Origin of the sequence: Streptomyces sp. NPDC005808, assembly GCF_042871385.1 — a bacterium.
Classification (GTDB): Bacteria; Actinomycetota; Actinomycetes; order Streptomycetales; family Streptomycetaceae; genus Streptomyces.
In genome coordinates, this window is sequence record NZ_JBIAIK010000006.1 from 337,751 (window position 1) to 355,492 (window position 17,742).

Genomic DNA, 17,742 nt, shown 5'->3' on the forward strand with positions numbered 1-17,742 from the left:
ATCGAACGGGAACGGTCGGTTTAGGGGCGGAACGGTATGCGAAATGTGGTCCGACCGGTCACGATTAGGAACCTTTTGACAGGTGTTCGGTGGGCTTCGCGGCAGCACGTTGAGGGACTACTGCGCGCTCCCCTCCCGGGCGGCGGCACGCGCCACGTCGATCCGGCCCAGGAGCGGAGCGAGGCCGGCCCCTTCCACCGTCGCGGACCGCACGAGTGCGGCAGCGCGGTCCAGGTCGGCGATGGCTTCGGCGAAGCACTCCAGGCCGATGAGCGCGCGGGCGCGGCACACGAGGATCTCCGCATCGTCGGGGCGGAGCCGCGTCGCCTGGTCGGTGTCGGACAAAGCCCGGTCGTAGGACCCCAGTTGGAGATGGATCTCCGCGCGTTGCCACAGTGCCCAGGTGTACTCGGGTGCAAGCGCGAGGGCCCGGTCCAGGTCTGCGAACGCCTCGTCGAACCGGCCCAGCCCGCCCCGGCAGACGCCACGACCCGCGTAGGCCGACGCGTGCTCACCGTCGATGTCGATGGCCCGGTCGTAGTCGGCCACGGCTTCCTCGTGGCGGCCCGCGGAGTGGAGGGCGTCGCCTCGCTCGCAGCGGCGCCAGGCACTGTCGGGATTCAGTCGGATCATGTGATCGAGGTCGGCGATCTGCCGTGCGGGCTCTCCAAGAGCTCGCCACACGCGGGCCCTGCGCATCAGCGCGAAGGGGTACTCCGGGTTGAGTTCCAGTGCACGGTTCAGATCCGCGAGAGCTTCGTCCAGCATTCCGAGCATCTGATGGGCGGCTCCCCTGGAGGCCCAGGCGAAATGATGGGAGGGGTCGAGCTCGACTCCCCGGGTCAGATCCCTGACCGCCTCCCGGTCATGGCCTTGGCGGCGGTGGTGCTCGCCGCGTGCGGCGACGGTGCCGGCATGGTTCGGCGCGAGCGCGACAGCCCGGTCCAGGTCGGCGATCGCCGCCTCGTGGTCACCCAGCATGTCGCGGCTCAGGGCTCTGCCACGGTAGGCCCGCGCCAGCTCCGGATCGAGCGCGACGGCCCGGTCGTACTCCGCCATCGCCTGTTCATACGCGCCGCTGCGCCGCAGCGCGCTTCCCCGCACCGTCCGAGCGAGGGCCTGTTGGCGCTCATCGAACCCGGCCCGGTTGGACAGCAGCCCGAGTGCGGCGGCCACCCCGCCCTCCGCGAGCGCCGCCAGAAGGTCGCGCCCCCATTTCCGCACGACAGTCGCATCCGCGTCATCGCCCGCCTCCATGAGGACCTGCGCCCAACGACGAGCGGTGACATCACCGCTGTCGCAGGCATCGACAAAGTCCCGCAGCAGCGCCGGCAGGGCACTTCGCACTCCGGCGCACAACAGGTGATACGACTCCGCGAGCCGCAGCTCCCGCCATCCGTCGTCCGCCCACAACTCCTCGGTCTCCAGGCCGGCTTCGGCCTCGACCCGCCACCGTCCGAACGTCTCCGCAAGGCGTACGTGCCGCTCCGCCCACCCGCGCGGGGAGTGGCCGCGCTGCAGGCGCAGCATCGGGGCGCGTACGACATCGTGGTACTGCACCCGATCCCCACGGTCACTGACGAAGGGCAGCGACCTCAGCCACCCGAACAGTGCGTCCGCCTCCTCGTCCGGGCACTCCACGGCTGCCCGGAATACGTCCGCGTCGAGCCTCCGGGGCAGCGCGCAGGCCAGTGCCACCGCCCGCCGCGCCGGGTCCTGCTCCCATTTCAGAAACCGTTCTACGGCGGTGGCGCTCGGGTCACCCACATCGTCCGGGTCGGCCGGCCGTGCCTCGGCCAGCGTGGACACCAGTACCGGCAACCCGCCGGTGAGTCGCAGCACCTCCTCCACGACCGGTTCCTCCACCACGCCCTTGCCTGCCAGCAGCCCCCGCGCCTCGGCGTCCGTGAAAGGCCCCAGCGGAAGGTCCGTCACGAAGTCCGCGAAGCCGCCCCAGCGGGCGGTGTCGAAGGCCCGCTGCCCGGCCGTCACGACCACGGTGTTGGCCGGCAGCGAGCCGCCGTACTTGTCCGTCGTCATCACGTCGTGCAGCCATCCGTCGAGGAAGGGCCCGGTCCGCTCATAGGTGTCGAAGAACAGCACGAGCCAGGGGGCGGCGTCGGCGGCATCGGCGAGTTCGGTGAGCAGGACGGGCGTGAGGACGCGCTCGGGCGACAGCACCAGTTGCACGTCCTCCTGGCTGCGGAAGCGGGCACTCAGTCCCGCACGCAACCGGTCGGCTCCCTGCGCGAGTTGGGCCGGATCGACGGCTCCGGCGAACGCGCCGACGCCGGGCACGAGCCCCAGGCCGACCAGGCCCGCGCGGGCGGCGGTCATGCTCGCGGGCGACGGCTGGGGCTCAAGCATCCCGACGGTCTCCACGACCGTCGATTCGGCCTCGTGCCGCCGCTCCCGATGAGTGGCCAGCAACCTGTCGAGTTCCTTGAACCGATGCCCTTGCAGGGCGAACCGGTCACTGATGGCCGCCATCGCCTCGGGCACACTGCCGACGCTCTCGTCGACGTAAGCGGTCAGCGCCCCGCGCTCTCGCGCAAGCTGCTCCAACTCCCGTACAAGAAAGGACTTCCCGACCCCCGCGTTCCCGTGCACATGAAACAGGAACCGGTGCCGCTCGTCCTCCGCCGCCAGCTCCAGGTTCTCCCGGAACGCGGCACGCTCAGCACCTCTGCCGACGAAACCGCGCCGCGAACGGCCCGTGATCAGCTCCCGCATCGAAGGCCGCGCCCGCACCATCCGCCCGTCTCCTCCGCAATCGCCTGTCCGGACCGCGATCAGTCTGGCCCAACCCACCTCAAAAGGCATGGTTGTTGACGGCCCCCCAGGGCCATATTGGGATCATGCCTGTAACCAGAACCCCCCGCACCACCGTCCTCCGCCTCACCTCCACCCTCCTTACGGCAACCATCGCCCTCTACATCACCCTCGTCGCCTTCGGCAACATCACCGACTTCGGCACCAACCAGCAGTTCGTCCGCCACGTCCTCGCGATGGACACGACGTTCAAGGACGACGACCTGATGTGGCGGGCCATCACGTCACACGCCTTGCAGGACGCGGTGTACGTCGTGATCATCGCCTGGGAGACGATCGCGGCCCTCGTCCTCATCGCCGGGACGTATCTCTGGGCCCGCCGTGACGACATCCGCGCCCGCTCCGTCTCCACCCTCGGCCTCCTGATGCTCATGCTCCTCTTCGGCGCCGGCTTCATCGGCATCGGCGGCGAGTGGTTCTCCATGTGGCAGTCGGGGGACTGGAACGGGCTCGACGCGGCGATGCGGGTGTTTCTGCTGAGCGGGGTCGTGCTGGTGGTCATTCATCTCCCGTGGGGCGAGTCGGCGACCGCTTCAAAAGCCCCTTGATGCGAATGCCCCCTGATTCGTATGCCCTTTGATTCGAATCTCCCCTGATTCGAATACCCTTGGCCTGATGTCCGGTTGAGCTTCCGGCGTCTCCTCCTGTTGGTCGCCCGCCGATGGGAGGGGGCGCTCCTGAATCTCGCGACAGGAGCCACCGGGCACAGAGCGAGTGCCCTGCAACGCCGCCTCCTTCCGCGGAGCTTGGCTACCGTGGCCGTAGATCGTGATGGTCTCGATCACTATCGTTGCCGTGTGCCTGAACTGATCGCACCCACCGTCCGTCTGCACACCGCCTGGCGCGAGGCTCGTGACGAGTGGGGTCCTGGCCTCCACGAGGACGGGTTCGGGTTGGGACCGTCCGACGAGGTCGACTCGCCGCAAGGGTTCGCGGCCTGGGTGGCGCGGCTGGCTGACGAGTCGGGCCCGAAAGCGGCGGAGGCCGACGGGGGTTGTACGTACCGATGGATCGTCGAGGGCAACAAGGTGCACGGCGGGATCGCGCTGCGGCATGGGTTCGACGACCACGTGCTGCGGTTCGGCCACATCGGCTACGGCATCCGGCCGTCTTCACGGCGGCGTGGGCTGGCCGGCTGGGCGCTGGGCCAAATGCTCGACGAGGCGCGGGAGTTCGGCCTGGACCGGGTGCTGATCGTCTGCGAAGCCGGCAACCTGGCCTCAGTGAAGACGATCGAGCAGCGGGGCGGCGTCATCGAGGGCGTCCGGGACACCGAGCACGGCTGCACGCGGCGGTACTGGATCAGTATCTAGCTTGCGATCTTGAGGGCGCGCACAGACGCGGGCTGGGAATTCTGGGATCGGACCCAGGCGCACTATCTGCGGTGGGACGGCACGGCCTGGGTGAGTGAGCGGGGGCTGGTGTCCTCCACTCCCGTCCTGATCAACTCCTTTGCACGGGTGCCGGGAACGGCCAACGGCTACTGGGCCGTCGGCACCACGTCCTCCTACCCCTGTCCGCCCGCCCAGATCCGTATCGAGCGCTGAACCGCACCGGGCCCGTTAACTCCGCCGCAGTTCCGCCGCAGTCGCGCACACTCAGGCTGTCTCGGCAAAGCGGCTGGTATCGAGGTGATCGAGATCTTCGGGATGCTTCCCAGCGGTCCGGTTCTACGGCAGCTGCTGCTCGGCCCAGATGATCTTGCCCTTCGGTGTGTAGCGGGTGCCCCAGCGCTGGGCGAGCTGGGCGACCAGGAACAGGCCGCGGCCGCCCTCGTCGGCCACATCGGCCCGGCGCAGGCGGGGTGAGGTGCTGCTGCCGTCCGACACTTCGCAGATCAGGGCATGGTCTTCGCGCAGCAACCGCAGGGAGATGGGCGGGCCGGCGTACCGGATGGCGTTTGTCGCCAGCTCGCTGACAATCAACTCGGTGCTGAAGGCCAGTTCCGTCAGACCCCACTCCTCCAGCTTCCTGAGCACCTTGTCACGCGCCGCGGAGACAGCCTCCGGGTCGCCGGGCACCTCCCAGTCCGCCCACCGGTCGGCGTCGAAGCCCTGTGTACGGACAATGAGCAGAGCCGCATCGTCCCGGGAGTTGCCGTCCAGCATCGTCTCCATCACCGCCTCGCACATCTCGTCCGGGGAGCGGTCCGGCCGGTCGGCCAGCGCGTTGCGGAGCATGTCCATCCCGGTGTCGACGTGACGGTTCCGCAGCTCGATGAGACCGTCGGTGTAGAGGGCCAGCCGGGTGCCCTCGGGCACCGTCACCTCCACCGACTCGAAGGGCGTGCCGCCCACGCCGAGCGGCGGCCCCGCCGGGATGTCGAGGTATTTCACCGTGCCGTCGGGAAGCACCAGGGCAGGCGGCGGATGACCGGCGCTGGCGAATGTGCAGAGGCGGGACACCGGGTCGTACACCCCGTACAGGCAGGTGGCGAGATAGTCCTCGATGCCGAGGCGGCCCACGAGATCGCCGAGGTTGGTGAGCAGGTCCTCGGGCGGCAGGTCGAGGGCGGCGTAGTTGTCCACGGCGGTGCGCAGTCGCCCCATGGTCGCGGCGGCGTGCAGGCCATGGCCCATGACGTCGCCCACGACCAGCGCCACCCGGGCACCGGACAACGGGATGACGTCGTACCAGTCGCCACCGGCTCCCTGCTGCGCGGGCAGGTAGCGGTACGCGGCCTCGACGGCGTCCTGCTCGGGCAGGCCGTGCGGCAGCAGACTGTGCTGCAGGGCCAGGGCCACCAGGTGTTCCCGGGTGTAGCGGCGAGCGTTGTCCACGCACACGGCGGAGCGTGCCCCGATCTCCTCCGCGAGCAGCAGGTCGTCGGCGTCGAACGGCTCGCTGTGCGCCTCCCGGACGAAGATCGCCAATCCGAGGGTGGTACCCCGTGCGCGCAGGGGCACGGCGATGCCGGAGCGGTAGGCGCGAGCGGCACGGTGGCCGGGCGCGGCGGGGGCGGGCTCGGGGCCGGAGCCGGAGCCGGGACCGGAATCGGCTGCCCCGGCGGCCGCCTGCGGATCCGCCGTACCGAGCCAGTCCGCAGCGTCGGCCGTACCTGTGATCGAGGCAAGGATCGGCCGCCCCGAGACCAGCGCCCGGCCGGGAACGGAATCGAGCGGGTAGACCCGCGGGCCGCCGGGGCCAGGTCCGGGGTCTGATCCGGGACCGGGTCCGGGGTCCGATCCGGGACCGGGTCCGGGGTCCGATCCCGGACCCGATCCGGGACCCTGGCCGGCCTGCGCCCTCGATGTCCTGTAGGCCATCCTCTGCAGGATGACCGGTTCCTCGGTGGTCAGCGCGGGTGGTTCGTCGCCGGAGAGCACAGTGTCGAAGAGGTCGACCGCGGTGAGGTCGGCGAATCGCGGAACGGCGATGTCTGCCAGCTCCCGGGCGGTGCGGGAGATGTCGAGCGTCGAGCCCACCCGCTCTCCTGCCTCCGTGAGGAGGGTGAGCCGGTCCCGGGCGATCATGAGCCGCCTGATGCGTTCCTCACGCTCGATGCGGACACGGCACACAAGCAGGCTGGCGGCCGCCGCCAGCGAAACCAGGACGATGGTGACCACGCGCTGGACAACCGGAAGTCCCGGGACGACTCCTCCGTAGATGAACACGAGTGCCGCCATGGTCACACCGCAGACGATCAGCGTCCGCCGGTACGACAGGAGTGCGCTCGCCACGAGCGGCGCCAGGATGGAGAAGCCTCCGAGCCTGATCGCCCCACCCTGTGACGTGGGGACCTGCGCGACCGAGAGCAGCCCGATGTAGACGAGCAGAACGGTGAAGACGCCGGTCCTGCTGCTTGACCGCGGCCCTGGCACCCGGCTCACCTCCCTGGCCCGCTTCCCCGCGTGGGCGAATCGCTTCGCGGGGCGAGTGTCAGGCCATGTCGGACCGGTCGGTGCCAGTCAACAGCCCTTGTCGGCCATCCCGGAATCGGCGTCGGCTCCGACAGCATTCGCTCCACGATCACGACCGTTCTCACCAAACGAGCTACGTGCGCAGCAAGGGACCAGCGGGGCAGTCACTCCTACAGTTTGCCGTGGCTTGCCCGTAACGCGAACATTTGGGGGGTGTTCATCCTTTCGGCGGCGTTCGCCGTGCCGGGGCCGGGGCCGGTCGCCCCACTCCGCCGCAGTTTCAGTCCAACACCGGCAACAACTCCGGAAGGTGGCCGTCGGACGCCGCGGCCGACTCCTGCCGCTCCTGCGACACCTCGCCGTAGAACGTCGTACGCGGCTTCGCCGGGCGGCCCGCCGCCTCCGCGACCGCGACCAGTTCCCTGACGGACTTGTACGAGCCGTACGACGAGCCCGCCATGCGGGAGATGGTCTCCTCCATCAGGGTGCCGCCGAGGTCGTTGGCGCCGGAGCGCAGCATCTCCGCGGCGCCGTCGGTGCCGAGCTTCACCCAGCTGGTCTGGATGTTGGGGATGTGCGGGTGGAGGAGGAGGCGGGCCATGGCGATGACCGCGCGGTTGTCCCGCATGGTGGGTCCGGGGCGGGCGATCCCGGCCAGATAGACGGGCGCGTTGGTGTGGATGAACGGGAGGGTCACGAACTCGGTGAAGCCGCCGGTCTGTTGCTGGATGCGGGAGAGCGTGCGGAAGTGGCCGAGCCAGTGGCGGGGCTGGTCCACGTGGCCGTACATCATCGTGGAGGAGGAACGGAGACCGAGTTCGTGGGCCGTGGTGACGACCTCGATCCAGGTGGCCGTGGGGAGTTTGCCCTTGGTCAGGACCCAGCGGACCTCGTCGTCGAGGATCTCGGCGGCGGTGCCGGGAATGGAGTCGAGGCCCGCCTCCTTGGCGGCCGTGAGCCATTCGCGGATGGACATGCCGGTGCGGGTCGCGCCGTTCACCACCTCCATCGGGGAGAAGGCGTGCACGTGCATGCCGGGGACGCGTTCCTTCACCGCACGCGCGATGTCGAAGTAGGCGGTGCCGGGCAGGTCAGGGTGGATCCCGCCCTGCATGCAGACCTCGACGGCCCCGACGTCCCACGCCTGTTGGGCGCGGTCCGCGACCTGGTCGAGGGAGAGGGTGTACGCGTCCGCGTCCGTGCGGCGCTGGGCGAAGGCGCAGAAGCGGCAGCCGGTGTAGCAGACGTTGGTGAAGTTGATGTTCCGGGTGACGATGTAGGTGACATCGTCACCGACCGCCGACTTGCGGACGTCGTCCGCGATACGGCAGAGGGCGTCGAGCGCGGGCCCGTCCGCGTGCAGCAGCGCCAGCGCCTCGTCGTCGCTCAGGCGGGTCGGGTCGTCGGCGGCCGTCGCGAGCGCGGCCCGTACGTCCGTGTCGATCCGCGACGGCACCATCCCGGGCGCCGCAGCCTCCCGCAGCGCCTCCCAGTCGCCGTAGACGTGGTCGTAGTCCTCGCGGCGGTCGCCGGTGCGGCCCTCGGTGTCGATCGACGCGTGCAGATCCGTACGCCCCGACGAGGTGAACGCCTCCTCGGGCTCCTGCCACGGATGCCCCTCGACGACGGCGTCCGCACGCGCCAGCCCCGACTCCGCGTCCGCCAGCGCCCGTACGTGCGGCAGCAGCCGCGGGTCCAGCCACGGCTCGCCCCGCTGCACGAACTCCGGGTAGACACAGAGGCGTTCGCGCAGTTCGAAGCCGACGGCCGCGGATTCCGCGGTCAGCAGGTCGATCTGCGGCCACGGACGCTCCGGGTTCACATGGTCGATGGTCAGCGGCGAGACCCCGCCCCAGTCGTCGATCCCCGCGCCGATCAGCCGCCCGTACTCGGAGTCCACCAGGTTCGGCGGCGCCTGGAGGCAGGCCGCGGGACCCATGATGTGCCGGGCCACCGCGACCGTGGCGACCAGCTCGTCCAGCTCGGCGTCCGGCATGGCGCGCATCGCCGTGTCCGGCTTGGCGCGGAAGTTCTGGATGATCAGCTCCTGGATGCCGTGGTAGGCACGGGAGATGCGCCGCAGCGCGAACAGCGAGTCCGCGCGCTCCTCGTACGACTCCCCGATCCCGATCAGGATCCCGCTGGTGAAGGGGACGGAGGAACGGCCGGCGTCCTCCAGCACCCGCAGCCGTACGGCGGGCTCCTTGTCCGGTGAGCCGTGGTGCGGCCCGCCCGGTTCGGACCAGAGGCGGGTGGCGGTGGTCTCCAGCATCATGCCCATGCTCGGCGCCACCGGCTTCAGCCGCTGGAAGTCCGTCCACGACATCACCCCGGGGTTGAGGTGCGGGAGAAGCCCCGTCTCTTCCAGGATGCGGATCGAGATGGCCCGTACGTACGCGATCGTGTCGTCGTACCCGTGCGCGTCCAGCCACTCGCGTGCCTCGGGCCAGCGGTCCTCGGGCTTGTCGCCGAGGGTGATCAGCGCTTCCTTGCAGCCCAGTTCGGCGCCGCGGCGGGCGATGTCGAGGACCTCGTCCGGGGACATGAACATCCCGTGGCCGGCCCGGCGCAGCTTGCCGGGGACCGTGACGAAGGTGCAGTAGTGGCATTTGTCCCGGCACAGGCGGGTGAGCGGGATGAACACGCTCTTGGAGTACGTGATGACGCCGGGGCGGCCCGCCGCCGCCAGGCCCGCGTCCCGCACCCGGGCGGCGGACGCGGTGAGGTCGTCGAGGTCGGCGCCGCGGGCCTGGAGCAGCACTGCGGCCTCGGTGACGTCGAGGGCGACGCCGTCACGGGCGCGTTTGAGGGCGCGACGCATGGAGTTCTCGGTCGGGCCGGTTCCAGAGGTCGCGGAAGTCGTCATCCTTCGAGCATACGATCGCGGTGATCAGGGACCACCGGGCACAGGCGTATTCCTCCGATGCGGCTTGCCGCGATACGGCTTCCTCCGATTCGGCTTACTCCGATGCGGCGGGTCGTTACGGACGGGCCCTGTGTCGGTGGCCGCGCGGGCGCGCGCCGCCGTACGTGAGGACGACCAGGGCACCGACGGCATCGGCGGCATCGACGAACCAACGCCATGGGCAGACGCGCTCCGCTCTGATCGTGACGGGAGCGGCTGCCGCGCTTACGTTGGGAAGCGTGACCTTCTCACCGGGCTACGACGCCGAGGCGGCGAACGAGCAGGAGACGAGGACGGTGCGCGGCACGCTGCCCACCGGCTCGCCGGACTTCGTGTACCTCCCCGTCGAGGTCCCGGCGGGCGTAAGGGAGATCAAGGTCTCGTACACCTACGACCGGCCGCCCGTGCCGGCGGGCACCCAGGGCAACGCCCTCGACATCGGCGTCTTCGACCAGCGCGGCACCGAACCGGCCGGCAAGGGCTTCCGGGGCTGGTCGGGCGGGGCCCGCACGGAGTTCTTCATCCGCGCGGACGACGCGACACCGGGTTACCTCCCGGGGCCGGTCCACGAGGGCACCTGGTACATCGCCCTCGGCCCGTACACGGTCTCCCCGCAGGGACTGCCGTACGAGATCACGATCACGCTCACCTACGGGGAGCCGAGCCCCACCGTGCAGCCGGTGTACCCGCCCTCGCGGGCGAAGGGCAGGGGCCGCGCCTGGTACCGCGGCGACTGCCATCTGCACTCCTGGTACTCGGACGGCCGCCGCACCCCGGCCGAGATCGCAGCCCTCGCGCGCGCCGCCGGCCTGGACTTCATCAACTCCTCCGAGCACAACACCACGTCCGCGCACGCCCATTGGGCGGACCAGGCGGGTCCTCATCCCGACGGCGAACTGCTGATCCTGCTCGGTGAGGAGGTCACCACGCGCAACGGTCACGTCCTCGCCCTCGGCACCGACCCCGGCACCTTCATCGACTGGCGCTACCGTGCCCGCGACAACCGCTTCGGCAGGTACGCCCGGGAGATCCGCCGCTCCGGCGGCCTGGTCGTGCCCGCCCACCCGCACGCCACCTGCATCGGCTGCAACTGGAAGTTCGGGTTCGGGGAGGCGGACGCGGTCGAGGTGTGGAACGGCGCGTACGGCCCAGACGACGAGGTGGCCCTCGCGGACTGGGACGGCATGCTGGTGGCGGCGGTGCGGGAGGGCCGTGATGGCCGTGGCTGGATCCCGGCCATGGGCAACAGCGACGCCCACCGCGATCCCGACCCGATCGGCCGCCCCCAGACGGTCGTCCTCGCCGACGACCTGACCCGGGAGGCCATCCAGGAGGGCATCCGGGCGGGCCGCTCGTACGTGGCCGAGTCCCAGGCCGTGTCGCTCGCCTTCTCGGCCGTCGGTCCGAAAGGGGAGCACGCGGGCATCGGCGAGCGGCTGAAGGTGGACAAGGACACCCCGGTCACGGTCCGCCTGGAGGCCACCGGCGCACCCCGCTGCACGGTCCGTCTCGTCACCGACCAGGGCGTCCTGTTCACCAGCGATCCGCTGCCGGTTCACGGCTCCGGCACGGTCGAGTGGCGTACGACGGCCTCGTACGCGGCGTACGTACGGGCCGAGCTGCGTCACGAGGTGGTGCTCGCGCCGTTGCCCGGGGCGCTGGCGGCGTTCACGAATCCGATCTTTCTGGGGCGCTGACCCTGGCTGAACGAGAACGAGAACGAGAACGAGGACGAGGACGAGGAGGTGGCGGGGGCCTGCGGTCCCGGCGGGCGGCCCCCGACTGGCTGGTTCGCTCACCCCACCGGAATCGCTGTGGGGTCACACTGTCAACGCGGGTCTCCTAGCCGCAGTAGGTGTCCCGGCGGGGCCGATCCCCCGTCGCCAGGTAGCGGGTGACGATCCGGTCCCCGCACTCATTGCCGTTGGCGAGGTAAGCGTCGTGTCCGGTGGAGTTCACGGTCACCATGACGGCGCGCTTGCCGAGGGCGGCGCGGAGCTTCAGGGCTCCGCTCAGCGGGGTCGCCACGTCGCGCTCGTTCTGGACGAGCAGGACCGTGGACGGACCTCGATCGGTGATCCGTACGGGATTCTCCTTCAGCGGATACGGCCAGGCCGCACAGGCCGTCGCGTTCCTCGGCATCCCGGCGGTCAGCGGATACCTGGCCCGGCTCTCGTCAACCTCCTTCTGGTACACGGATGTTGACCTGGGCCATTCCTCGTCGTTGCAGAAGGTGGCGAGGGCGACGGCGAGGCCGTTCTGCAACAGCGGCTCGGGGGGCGCTTCGGGCGCCGGCGGTACAGTGCGTTTCTGCGCGGCCAGGATCAGCTGGGCCAGAGCCGGGAATCCGTCAGGGTCGTAGAAGGTGTCCACCATGGTCTGGCGGAGCACATTCCCGTTCAACTCCGCCGGATTGGCTCCGGGCCACGGGATCGGCTCACGATCAAGCCGGGCGGCGAGCCGTAGGAGCAGCGGCCGCACCTCGGCCGCCGTATCGGCCAGCCGGTATGGATTTCCGGGTCCGGATGCCCACTTGGCGAACTGAGGGAAGACGTCCTCGACACCGGTCTCGAATCCCGCCCACAAGGCACGTGAAGGGTCGCCATCGCCGTCCGGGTTGCTGTCCAGCACGAAGCGGTCGGTGCGTTGAGGGAACAACTGGCTGTAGACAGCGCCGAGATACGAGCCGTACGAGATACCCCACGCGGACAGCTTCCGCTCTCCCAGCGCCGCCCTGATGCGGTCGATGTCACGTGCGTTGTCGGCAGTGCTGATGTGCCCCATCAGCTCGCCTCCGTCGCGTGCGCAGGCGTCGGCCATCCGCTGGGCGGTGACCATACTCTCGGTGACCGATCCGTCCGGGGCCGGCCACGGCCAGAACGTGGACCTGGCGAGGTCGCCGGCGTCGAGACCACAGCTGACCGGCGCGGAACGGCCGACCCCCCGAGGATCGAACCCGATCAGGTCGTACGCGTCCCGCACCTCCTGCGGCAGCGTCTGCCCCTTCTGGGACAGTTCATCGAGGCTGCCGCCGCCGGGCCCGCCGGCGATCAGCAGCAAGGCCCCACGGCGTAAGGCCGGGTTCTCGCTGGGGATACGGGAGACGGCTATACCGATCCTTTTGCCACCGGGATCGGAGTAGGCGATCGGGACGTGTACGGTCGCGCACTCCTGCCGGGGATCAAGTCCGTTCCCCTCACATTTCGCCCAGTCGAGGGGCTGAGGAGTAAGAGAAGCAGAGGGAGCTGCGGCGGCCGTCACGGTGAGCGGCGCGGTGACGCCGAGCACGACGACAGCGGCCGCGATCAGGGCGACATTCCGTGTGGTCTTCGTCATACGGAAGAGCTTCGCCGCCCGCCCCTCACCGTCACATCCCGCCAACCCCCCTATGTTCCGGGGGGTTTACCGCACAGCCATCCCGCGATGCTGCCCGAGCGCGCCGACCCGACGCGGTCCTGACCGTACAGCGCGCCCCGGACACGGTGGCCGTGGTGCGGGCGGACGCCCCGGTCCCGCGCGGATACCCCGTGACAGTCGCTGCGGAGGGCGAGGCGGGCGCGGGCGCCACCGCCCTCTGGACCGGCGACATCATGCTGGGCCATCAGGACGCCCGGGCGGCTCTGGGCCGCGTCGAGACACGGCACGCGGCCCGTCCTCCCCCTGGTGGGAGGACCGGGCCGCGGCGTGTGTGCGGTCGTCGGGTCGGCTCAGCAGGTGCTGAACCTCCCGGTGAACTCCCAGAACGCGGCCTTGGTCGCCGACCCTGCGACACCGTCGACGACAAGGTTGGCGCCCTGGAGGTTCAGGTAGAGCTGCAGAGCCTTGATCGTGTTGGGTCCGACGATGCCGTCGATAGCATCGTTGTAGTAACCCAAGTCGTCGAACTTCTCCTGCGCTGCCTTCCAGCTGTTGGTGCCCAGCAGCCCGTCGATCGTGCCGGGGTTGTAACCCGTGTCGCGCAGCCAGCACTGCCAGTTCTTCGCATGGGCAGTGTCCAGCCCCAGGTTGACCACCGCGAGCGTGCCGACCTCACCGGCCACCGCCTGCTGCTGGGCCGACGCGGGTGCCGCCATGGCCGTGCCCGCGGTGGCCAGGCCGCCGACGGCGATCCCGACCGCGGCGGTGGCACTGACGAGTGCCTTCGTGAGAGCTCTCATGCTGTTCTCCTCCGTTGACCTGCGATGAAGGCAACCGACCACACCGGCCGGCTCCACAACGAGATTGCGGGTTCGGCGCGCCGGTCAGCCACAGTTGACGTGGAAGTGGCGTCGTCCCGGGACGTCCCACCCGCTGACCTGCTGGGACGTTGCACGCCGAGTCGCTACGGGGGGACGACCGTGAGCGGGGATGGCCAGTTCTGCACGGGGGCGTGGTAGCCGCTCCGCGAGCGCAGTGACGGCTGATGCAGAATGAGACCGGGATACGGGGCCGGACCAGCGGTCCCTGACGCGAACCGGGGGAAACATGTCGCGCTGGAAAGAGTTGCCTGCTGAACTGCATCCACACATCCGCCAGTTGGTCGTGCCTTTGCGCAAACTGAAGGACCGCAGCCAACTGAGCACGCGTCAACTGGCCGCGAAGACCGGGTACAGCGCGAGGTCGTGGCAGCGGTATCTGAACGGCAGGTCACTGCCGCCCCGGGAGGCCGTCGAGGCGATCGCCCGCATCGGCAGTGACGATCCGACCCGGCTGCTGGTGCTGCACGAGATAGCCGCCGAACGTTGGGCGGAGGGACGCGTGGTTACCACCGATGCCCCGGAGAGCGCACCGGAGACGCCTGCACACACGCCCACGGAGCAGCAGCCGTACGGGCGTTACCTGCGCGTCGCCGTCACGGCGGGAGCGGTGGCCCTGGTGCTGTCCGTCTCCGCGGCGCTCCTGCTGGCCGTGCGGCTCGCCGACGCCCGCACCGAGCTCGCGGACATCCGCGCCGATACGGTCGCGGCGACCCCGGCCGTCGTGTCGGAGTCCTTGGTGCCGGTCATCTACACCTGCCGACTGGAGCAGCGTGACGGCCTCTGGTACGCGGGCCTCAGCCGTACCACGAACACCATCCTGGCGAACACCCACATCGGGGTGGAAGTGGCCGAGGCGCAGTGCCTGCTGCGCAGGGCGGGCTACTCCCTGGGAGAGATCGACGGCGTCTTCGGCCCGAAGACACAGGCCGCGGTCAAGCGCATCCAGACACGGGACGGGCTGGTCGTGGATGGCGTCATCGGCCTGAGCACCTGGAAGGCCCTACGGGAGGCGGCACCGAAGTGACCGCGGAACGCACCCGGCTGACCACCGTACTGCGGGAGCTGCGGGCCCGTACGGGTCTGAGCCTGGCGGCGCTGTCGGAACGAACGTCGTACAGCAAGTCCTCCTGGGAGCGCTACCTCAACGGCAAGAGCCTGCCCCCTCGTCAGGCCGTGCAGGACCTGTGCCGGATCGCGAACGAACCTGACGGGCGGCCGTTGGCCCTGTGGGAGATCGCCGAGTCGGACTGGAGCGGACGCGCGGCGGTCCCCGCCCCTGCCGCCGACGAGCCGCCGCCACAGCCGCAGGAACCGTCCCGGCCCCCCGAGACCGGGCGGCCGCTCCGCCGCAGAGGCCGGCTCATGGTGGTGCTGGCGTCGGTGTACGCCACGCTCGTCGGCGGCGTGGCACTGGCGCTCTTCCTGCCGCCGGACCGGGAGGCCCCGGAGGACGAAGCGCTGTCGGCCTCCGTTCCGTACTCTCTCGCCCCCCAATGCCACGGAACCGCCTGCGAGGGCCGGGACCCGCTGCTCCTGACCTGCGGCATCAGCCCCGTCACCCTCACCACGTACCGCACCGCCACCGGCGCCCATGTGGAGCTGCGCTACAGCGAGAGGTGCGGCGCGAGCTGGGCCCGTGCCTGGGCGACCCGGATCGGCGACCGGCTGGAGGTCACCGCGGGCGGCCCGACCCACGACGTGCGCGTCGAGGACACGGACGACACGGAAACCTACGTCTACACCGAGATGACCGCGACCCACCCCGGCAGCACGGTCCAGGCCTGCTTCCGTCCCGCGTCCCCGGACGGCGAACGGGAGTGCGTCGAGGCCCGCGTGGGCGGGACCACCACGACGAACCGGCCGCCGTCACCTCAGTAGCCTCGGCCTCTCGCCGACGCGCGGCCAGGTACCGGGGGCTTCCAGGAGCCGTACGGCCGCCCCTTTGACCTGGGGTTCGACCTCGGTACGGACTAAGTGCCAGGGGAAGGCGGACGGGAAATGGGTCCGGCGGGGGCGACGAGGGGGACGTACTGGAGGACGTGCTGGAGGAGCTGGTACTCGGTGAACTGCCGTTCGGTGCCGGCTCCTTGCCCTCGCCCCCGCCCGTGCAGCCGACAAGACCGAGCCCGGCCGCAGCCGCGCCCAGCAACAGGCTCCGCCTGGCTGGTTCACTCACCTCACGTTCTCAGTGATCTTCTCCTGCTGAATGGCTGATGTCGTCGAACTCGTCCTCGTCGGCGGGCGGGTCGGGTATCTGCCAGGTCGCGACGATGAGCGGCAGGAGGGCGTGGGTCACCAGCAGGGCGAAGAGGATCAGAATCAGCGCGGCGCCCGGGATCTGCGAGTCCCGGCCGTCCCCGTGCGTGGCAAACATGATCACAGCCCAGAGGAGGACCATCACCACGGTGCTAGATCGGTGCGCAGTTGAGAACGCGCGGAGACGGCCGGCCAGCTCCCGTTCGTCGAGTTCGTGCTCCCGCCTGGAGATCATTCCCCGGGTGGTCGCGAGAAGCCGGCCGGCCAGCGGGACGCCCACCACCAACATGACGCCGAGGACCACGAAGTTGACGATCATCGCCGTGTCGCTCGGGGCCAGAGCCCATGAGACGGCGGCATCCACCCAGAGCAGCCCCAGGCACGAGCCTCCCGCAACCGCCAATACACGGCGGGGGCGTCGGCCGGCATAGCGGGCGGACAGTCGCTCGAGTTGCGGGTCAAGGGCACGCAGGCGCTCCGTGCGTCTGAGCTGTGACTTCGCCTGCTGTTCGCTCCACCAGGAGAGACGGGCGGAGTCGTGGTCGTTCGCAGACCGTTCTTCGTTCGTCATGACGTGTTTCCGATCCGGGGGAAGGGCTTGAGGGAGAAGACCACCTCGACCGGGACCTCGAAGTATTCGGCGATGCGCAGCGCCAGGTGGAGGCTGGGACTGTACTCACCACGCTCGATGTAGCCGATGGTCTGGTAGTGGACGCCCAGGGCGGTGGCCAAGTCACGGCGCGAGACACCGCGTTCGGCCCGCAGCATCGGGATCCGGTTATAGGCGTTTCCGTCACCATTGCCCTGCTTGTCAGCAGGCATCAGGCGCCACCCACGGCAGCCGGGCGGCTCGCAGCGTGCCATCCATGCGCTTCTCCTCACACTCAAAGGCTTGACGTTCTTCGTACTCCTTGGACGATCCATAGTAGAACTACTACATTCAATTGTAGAACCGCAACCGCGGTGGGTCGGCGGGCCGAACTCGTACAGTTCGTGGAAAAGCGCTACAAGCAGGCACCACGGCGGGTGCGGCGTTGCGCGGCCTCGCACCGAAACGGCGATCGTGCACGTGGAATCCGGCTTCGACGGCGAGGGGGAGATCGGGTGAGGCCGCGTTTCCGCGGTCGAGTGCTCTCAGCAGCGCCCGCGGCCGGTCCTCGGGTGACGGACCGCGTCGGCCTGGGTACGTGGGGGCGGATGTCCGATCGCAGGTCGGGCTGGCCGGAGGTCGCGCTTGGCCGGAGGCGTGTGATCTGCGAGTTCGTGGACCAGCGACCACCGTCGCGCAGAGATCCTCGGTATTAGCCCAATACCAGTGGATCGCGGAAGTAGTACACGACCGTCACGCCCATGCCAGGGGTGTGCGTGTAGACGATGGTGATCGCTTCGGCAGAGTCGTGAGCGAGCGGCGTGGTGTACGTGTACTCCGCGGAGGGTGGGCGCCACCCTGGGATCTCGCGCCCCGCCGTCGGATCCCGTCCGATGACCTTGAGTGCGTCCCGGACCACTTCCCGCTCCCCCTCCGTGAGGTCCCCGAACGCCTCTTGGCGGGCTCGGCCTCCTCCAGCGGGAAATCGCTCATGTGCTGAGTGCGCTGCGCAGGTCGTCCACGGTCCGGATCTCCGGGAGGGGCACAGCCCCCCAGCCGTGC

Annotated in this window: 14 protein-coding genes; 6 read left to right on the forward strand and 8 right to left on the reverse strand. The window is 69.8% G+C overall.

Going from position 1 to position 17,742, the window contains the following annotated elements; translation table 11 throughout:
* Positions 1-117 precede the first annotated feature (117 nt).
* Positions 118-2,754, reverse strand: coding sequence for a BREX system ATP-binding domain-containing protein (locus ACFYPC_RS16415; protein ID WP_388675901.1), 2,637 nt, complete (start codon positions 2,752-2,754; stop codon positions 118-120).
* A 104-nt stretch (positions 2,755-2,858) separates the two neighbouring features.
* Here ACFYPC_RS16415 and ACFYPC_RS16420 point away from each other — a divergent pair, with 104 nt between their 5' ends.
* The 3 genes from ACFYPC_RS16420 to ACFYPC_RS16430 all read left to right on the forward strand — a co-directional run bounded on the left by ACFYPC_RS16420 (position 2,859) and on the right by ACFYPC_RS16430 (position 4,379).
* Positions 2,859-3,380: a DUF2165 domain-containing protein gene (locus tag ACFYPC_RS16420; RefSeq protein ID WP_388675904.1), complete on the forward strand. Its 522-nt coding sequence runs from the start codon at positions 2,859-2,861 to the stop codon at positions 3,378-3,380.
* 249 nt (positions 3,381-3,629) lie between these two features.
* Positions 3,630-4,145, forward strand: coding sequence for a GNAT family N-acetyltransferase (locus tag ACFYPC_RS16425; RefSeq protein ID WP_388675907.1), 516 nt, complete (start codon positions 3,630-3,632; stop codon positions 4,143-4,145).
* A gap of 9 nt (positions 4,146-4,154) precedes the next feature.
* The gene (locus ACFYPC_RS16430) at positions 4,155-4,379 is read left to right on the forward strand and encodes a hypothetical protein (protein ID WP_388675909.1); all 225 of its coding nucleotides are present in this window, start codon (positions 4,155-4,157) and stop codon (positions 4,377-4,379) included.
* A 123-nt stretch (positions 4,380-4,502) separates the two neighbouring features.
* On the opposite strand, the gene ACFYPC_RS16435 is transcribed toward ACFYPC_RS16430, so the two are convergent.
* Complete coding sequence (locus ACFYPC_RS16435) at positions 4,503-6,653, reverse strand: SpoIIE family protein phosphatase (RefSeq protein ID WP_388675912.1); 2,151 nt, start codon at positions 6,651-6,653, stop codon at positions 4,503-4,505.
* Positions 6,654-6,972: 319 nt separating this feature from the next.
* On the reverse strand, positions 6,973-9,558 hold the full coding sequence (locus ACFYPC_RS16440; protein WP_388675915.1) for a bifunctional FO biosynthesis protein CofGH: 2,586 nt from the start codon (positions 9,556-9,558) through the stop codon (positions 6,973-6,975).
* 269 nt (positions 9,559-9,827) lie between these two features.
* On the opposite strand from ACFYPC_RS16440, the gene ACFYPC_RS16445 reads away from it, so the two are divergent.
* Positions 9,828-11,294 (forward strand): CehA/McbA family metallohydrolase, encoded by a 1,467-nt coding sequence (locus ACFYPC_RS16445; RefSeq protein ID WP_388676244.1) that lies wholly within the window; start codon positions 9,828-9,830, stop codon positions 11,292-11,294.
* Positions 11,295-11,439: 145 nt separating this feature from the next.
* Here the strand turns inward: ACFYPC_RS16445 and ACFYPC_RS16450 are convergent, their stop codons facing one another.
* Entirely contained in the window at positions 11,440-12,933 is a 1,494-nt protein-coding gene (locus ACFYPC_RS16450; RefSeq protein WP_388675917.1) for an alpha/beta hydrolase, read from the reverse strand.
* Between the two features lie 371 nt (positions 12,934-13,304).
* Complete coding sequence (locus ACFYPC_RS16455; RefSeq protein WP_388675920.1) at positions 13,305-13,754, reverse strand: peptidoglycan-binding protein; 450 nt, start codon at positions 13,752-13,754, stop codon at positions 13,305-13,307.
* A 307-nt stretch (positions 13,755-14,061) separates the two neighbouring features.
* On the opposite strand from ACFYPC_RS16455, the gene ACFYPC_RS16460 reads away from it, so the two are divergent.
* Positions 14,062-14,859, forward strand: a complete 798-nt coding sequence (locus ACFYPC_RS16460; protein WP_388675923.1) for a peptidoglycan-binding protein — start codon at positions 14,062-14,064, stop codon at positions 14,857-14,859.
* On the forward strand, positions 14,856-15,713 hold the full coding sequence (locus tag ACFYPC_RS16465; RefSeq protein ID WP_388675926.1) for a DUF2690 domain-containing protein: 858 nt from the start codon (positions 14,856-14,858) through the stop codon (positions 15,711-15,713). The genes ACFYPC_RS16460 and ACFYPC_RS16465 overlap by 4 nt, the downstream gene beginning before the upstream one ends.
* Positions 15,714-16,020: 307 nt before the next feature.
* Here the strand turns inward: ACFYPC_RS16465 and ACFYPC_RS16470 are convergent, their stop codons facing one another.
* From ACFYPC_RS16470 to ACFYPC_RS16480, 3 genes are all read right to left on the reverse strand, one after another.
* Complete coding sequence (locus tag ACFYPC_RS16470; RefSeq protein ID WP_388675928.1) at positions 16,021-16,662, reverse strand: hypothetical protein; 642 nt, start codon at positions 16,660-16,662, stop codon at positions 16,021-16,023.
* Positions 16,659-16,913, reverse strand: a complete 255-nt coding sequence (locus ACFYPC_RS16475) for a helix-turn-helix transcriptional regulator (protein ID WP_388675931.1) — start codon at positions 16,911-16,913, stop codon at positions 16,659-16,661. Before ACFYPC_RS16475 ends, ACFYPC_RS16470 begins: the two co-directional genes overlap by 4 nt.
* A gap of 479 nt (positions 16,914-17,392) precedes the next feature.
* Positions 17,393-17,599 (reverse strand): hypothetical protein, encoded by a 207-nt coding sequence (locus ACFYPC_RS16480; protein ID WP_388675934.1) that lies wholly within the window; start codon positions 17,597-17,599, stop codon positions 17,393-17,395.
* Between the last annotated feature and the right edge of the window lie 143 nt (positions 17,600-17,742).

Coding starts and splice junctions, on each gene's coding strand:
- ACFYPC_RS16415 (WP_388675901.1), bottom strand. CDS start 2,754: ATGGTGCGGGCGCGGCCTTCGATGCGGGAGCTGATCACGGGCCGTTCG.
- ACFYPC_RS16420 (WP_388675904.1), top strand. CDS start 2,859: ATGCCTGTAACCAGAACCCCCCGCACCACCGTCCTCCGCCTCACCTCC.
- ACFYPC_RS16440 (WP_388675915.1), bottom strand. CDS start 9,558: ATGACGACTTCCGCGACCTCTGGAACCGGCCCGACCGAGAACTCCATG.
- ACFYPC_RS16450 (WP_388675917.1), bottom strand. CDS start 12,933: ATGACGAAGACCACACGGAATGTCGCCCTGATCGCGGCCGCTGTCGTC.
- ACFYPC_RS16455 (WP_388675920.1), bottom strand. CDS start 13,754: ATGAGAGCTCTCACGAAGGCACTCGTCAGTGCCACCGCCGCGGTCGGG.
- ACFYPC_RS16460 (WP_388675923.1), top strand. CDS start 14,062: ATGTCGCGCTGGAAAGAGTTGCCTGCTGAACTGCATCCACACATCCGC.
- ACFYPC_RS16470 (WP_388675928.1), bottom strand. CDS start 16,662: ATGACGAACGAAGAACGGTCTGCGAACGACCACGACTCCGCCCGTCTC.
- ACFYPC_RS16475 (WP_388675931.1), bottom strand. CDS start 16,913: ATGCCTGCTGACAAGCAGGGCAATGGTGACGGAAACGCCTATAACCGG.